Source organism: Leptolyngbya sp. FACHB-711, from assembly GCF_014695615.1.
In the GTDB taxonomy this organism is placed as follows: Bacteria; Cyanobacteriota; Cyanobacteriia; order Elainellales; family Elainellaceae; genus Leptolyngbya_A.
In genome coordinates this window covers 1-3932 of record NZ_JACJOR010000244.1, presented here as the reverse complement: position 1 = coordinate 3932, position 3932 = coordinate 1, and the positions used below count along the sequence as shown (strand labels likewise).

Genomic DNA, 3932 nt, shown 5'->3' with positions numbered 1-3932 from the left:
CGTCCACCCCAGTATTCTGGATGCCTACCTGGAAGAAAAGCTGTTCGACCTGACCCAATCGCTAATCGAGCTTGAAGAGGCGATCGAAGCTGTGGAAGCTGCTAAATATCAACTCCGTCAGGAAGAACGCGCCGTACTCGCCGTCCTAGAAGCTTACACCGCAGCCCTGCAGCCCGAAGCGGAAAAGCCGAAGCGAAAATCAGCGAAAAGTAAGCAAAAGTCGATCGCGGCTTGAGGAAATTTTTACAAGGTTCTGTTTGAGCGGTAAGCTTCGTTCCAGTCCTTTAGGCTGGCTCAATTGCGATCGCCGATGCCGCTACAATCGCGAATTCAGGAAAAGGCTCTCCTCCAAATGTCCAAGCCCCTCAGCCTGGGCAATTTAGGGGACAATGGAACCGCTCACACTCCTTAATTCCTCACCCCCTCATTTCTCAATGACGATCGGCATCTGGATTCTTGGCGATCAGCTCTGGCTAGAACAATCTGCGCTCCAAAGCTGTCTTTCGCGTCAGCAGGAAACGCCTGTTCTCTTGATTGAATCTGTTCGCCACGCGCAAAAGCTGCCCTACCATTTGCAAAAGCTCGTCCTGGTCTGGTCGGCGATGCGCCACTTTGCTCAGGAGCTTCGCGAAGCCGGATGGCAGGTAACATATCGAATCGAGGAAGACTTTGAAACGCCGCTCAAAGCCTGGATTGCGGAATATAGGATTACCGAACTGCGGGTGATGACCCCCACCGATCGCCCCTTTCGCTTGCTGATTCAATCCCTTGATCTCCCCTGCACGGTCACCTTCACGCCCAGCAATCGCTTTATCTGGACAGAGACAGCCTTCACGGAGTGGGCAGACTCCCGCAAGCGGCTGATTATGGAGGACTTTTATCGCGAGGGACGGCAACGCTTCAATATCTTGATGCAGGGGAAGCAGCCCCTCGGCGGTCGGTGGAATTTCGATCGCGAAAATCGCAAGCCGCCCAAAGGAAAACTAACGCTGCCCGAAGCCCTCTGGTTTGAACCGGATGCCATTACCCAAGACGTGATCGACTGGCTCAAACAGTCCCCCGCCTTCAAAGAGAGCCACACCTACTGGCAGATCGATCCTTTTCGCTGGGGAGTAACGCGATCGCAGGCAAGGCAAGTGCTCGACTTTTTTATTCAAACCCGCCTCTCAAACTTCGGACCGTACCAGGACGCGATGATCACAGGCGAGCAAACCCTGTGGCACGCGATGCTATCGCCCTATCTCAATCTGGGACTACTGCATCCGATCGAGGTGATTCAGGCAGCCGAGCAGGGCTATTACGACAGTCAGTACAACGATCCCCAGGGTGAATGGCAGCTCAGCAGCATCGAGGGCTTTATCCGGCAAATTCTGGGCTGGCGGGAATATATGCACGGCATTTATCACTACATGGGCGAGGAGTATCCCGATCGCAATTTCTTCGACCACCATCAGCCCTTGCCTGCTTTCTACTGGACAGGTGAAACCCAGATGCACTGTATTCATCAGGTTGTCCATCAGGTGAAAGAAATCGGCTATGCCCATCACATTCAGCGGCTCATGGTGCTCAACAACTTTGCTCTGATCGCCGGAGTCTCACCGCAGGAATTGCAGGACTGGTTCCACACTGCCTTTATCGACGGCTACGACTGGGTAATGCAGGCAAACGTGATTGGCATGGGACAATACGCTGACGGCGGACTGATGGCATCTAAGCCCTACGCTGCCTCAGCGAACTACGTCAACACAATGAGCGACTACTGCAAGCACTGCGATTACAACCCCAAACGGCGCACCGGAGCGGATGCCTGCCCGTTCAATTTCTTTTACTGGGACTTTCTGGCGCGGCACCATTCCAAGCTCCAAAACAACGATCGCATGAAGCACATTCTGCTCAACCTAAATCGCATCGCATCTGAAGAACTGGCGCAAATCCAGCAGCAGGCCGCTGACTGGCGTATTAACCATCAGCAAACCGAATACCTCCTGCCCTGCACGCCCCATTCTTCTAAGCCTGATCCACATGACCCATCTGCTTGAACTTCGCAGCCGCTATCTTGAACTGACGAATCGTACTCTGCCCCAGCTTGCACAACAGCGCGGGTTTCCCGTCAGCGATAACCACTGCTTTCAGCGCATCATCCTCGATAATTTGTTGGGACAATGCTGGTACGAAGTTCTGGAACGCGGTAAGGTTCCCGCCTACCAACAGCTCACCGCATTGCAGCTCCAGCAGGCGATCGATCTCGCAGAAGCCATTATCACTCAACCTAATTTCTATCTGAAACAGCTCAATCAGAATAGCCTCACCTGGAGAAGGAAGGGGCGATCGAGCCTGCCCAAACCCGCAGAAACGGCAGAAAAACCATAGGATGAGGTATGCCTCATCGCTTGTCCTTATTCTGCATCTGCATCGGAATGCTGGTGTACTTCACACAGGTAACGGTGCTGTTTCCGGTGTTGCCGCTTTATGTAAACCAACGCTGGCAAGATGCGCCGCTCGGGTTTGTAGTGGGGGCAATGGCAATCGGGCTGCTGTTTTTTCGTCCGCCCATTGGCTGGCTAATCGATCGCTGGGGACGTAAACCGGTGCTGTGGATAGGGCTGGGCATCATGCTGGCAATTTTGCCGCTCTATCTCTGGTCGCCGACTCCTTTCTGGCTTATGGGGGTGCGGGTGCTGCACGGTATTAGTCAGGCGGCATTTGGCACAGCTTCTCAAACCCTGCTGGTGGATCTGGTTCCCCCAGAGCGTCGGACGGCGTTGCTGGGATATCTGGCAATGAGTAATACGATCGGCTTCTCGCTAGGTCCGCTGCTGGGATCGCTGGTGTTTCGGCAGGGCGGCTTTTCCCACACGGTGCTGCTGATGGGAGTTCTGACGCTGGTTGGCATTGTTTTCAGTCTGCCGCTGCCCTGGAAATCGTCCTCTCCACCGCCGAACCGTCAGGCGATCGTCAACCGTAGCTTTCCCTGGAAGACGATTCTCCGTTATCCGGTGAGAGACGCAACGCTGCTGTTTTTTACAAATTCATTTCTGCATGGCGCAGTCGTGACTTTTCTACCGCTGTTTGTGCCGAATGCTGCCCTCTTCTATAGCCTGAATGCACTGGTTGCGGTACTGGTTCGGTTTGGGCTGGGGCGATGGGGCAACCGCCTTTCTCGCCGATGGATTGTGAGTTTGGGCATCTTTTGTTCGGGGACGGCGTTGATAGGGCTATCGATCGCGCCTGAGTGGCTGATGCTATGGTCGATCGTTTATGGGCTAGGATTTGGCTCTCTGTTTCCGGTGCTGTCTGCCGTGGTGTCGCTGTCGGCTCCGCAGGCGGTTCGCGGTCGGGTGTACAGCGTTTTTCTCGCCGGGTTTGACGGGGGCATGACCTTAGGGGGGGCAGGGGTACAGCTGCTCGTTGCTGTGCTGCCGTTAAATGACTTATTTCTCATCCTGGGCAGTCTGGGAAGTGGGGCAAGTCTGGTTGCGCTGCGGCAGTTTGCTCAACCGCTTCCCCATGCGGAACACTGCTCTCCAGCAGCTTCAATCGATCGGACAAGGGACAAGTAAGGCAGGCTGGCAGTCATCACCCAGGACAACGGGGTCCTTGTGCCATCATCATGCTGCCATCCGTCCAAGCCAGATACTTATCTTTTCATCAAAAATTAGCTTTATAAAGTTCTTTTACTGAATTCTCTTCGGTGCTTTACCTTAAAAATTAGCTTTAAACTTCCTTTACGAAATTCTCTCGCTTCTTTACCTTTTCTAGTCCATCCATTATTGCGAAAGGCGAGCAGGATAGTAATAATACTGACATAGCTAGTTCCAGTAATGTTCCAGGAATATATTAGAGCTACCAGGCGTCCAACTCGGTCGCTTTAGCTCTTCTTCATAAAACTTCCCCCCTTCTTCACATTCTCCAGTCTATGAACTATTGCTTAG

4 protein-coding genes are annotated in these 3932 nt (G+C 53.4%); all 4 read left to right on the top strand.

What is annotated here, in order from left to right; all coding sequences use genetic code 11:
- Positions 1 to 235 (top strand): hypothetical protein (locus H6F80_RS09245; RefSeq protein ID WP_190791280.1); only part of this gene is annotated, 235 nt, incomplete at its 5' end.
- Between the two features lie 199 nt (positions 236 to 434).
- Complete coding sequence (locus H6F80_RS09240; protein ID WP_190791279.1) at positions 435 to 2039, top strand: cryptochrome/photolyase family protein; 1605 nt, start codon at positions 435 to 437, stop codon at positions 2037 to 2039.
- Positions 2023 to 2370 (top strand): hypothetical protein, encoded by a 348-nt coding sequence (locus H6F80_RS09235; protein WP_190791278.1) that lies wholly within the window; start codon positions 2023 to 2025, stop codon positions 2368 to 2370. The genes H6F80_RS09240 and H6F80_RS09235 overlap by 17 nt, the downstream gene beginning before the upstream one ends.
- A gap of 8 nt (positions 2371 to 2378) precedes the next feature.
- Entirely contained in the window at positions 2379 to 3560 is a 1182-nt protein-coding gene (locus H6F80_RS09230; RefSeq protein ID WP_190791277.1) for an MFS transporter, read from the top strand.
- The last annotated feature ends 372 nt before the right edge of the window (positions 3561 to 3932 follow it).

Bases quoted from the DNA above. Each gene is read 5' to 3' on its own strand.
- H6F80_RS09230 (WP_190791277.1), top strand. From the start codon at position 2,379: ATGCCTCATCGCTTGTCCTTATTCTGCATCTGCATCGGAATGCTGGTG.
- H6F80_RS09235 (WP_190791278.1), top strand. From the start codon at position 2,023: ATGACCCATCTGCTTGAACTTCGCAGCCGCTATCTTGAACTGACGAAT.
- H6F80_RS09240 (WP_190791279.1), top strand. From the start codon at position 435: ATGACGATCGGCATCTGGATTCTTGGCGATCAGCTCTGGCTAGAACAA.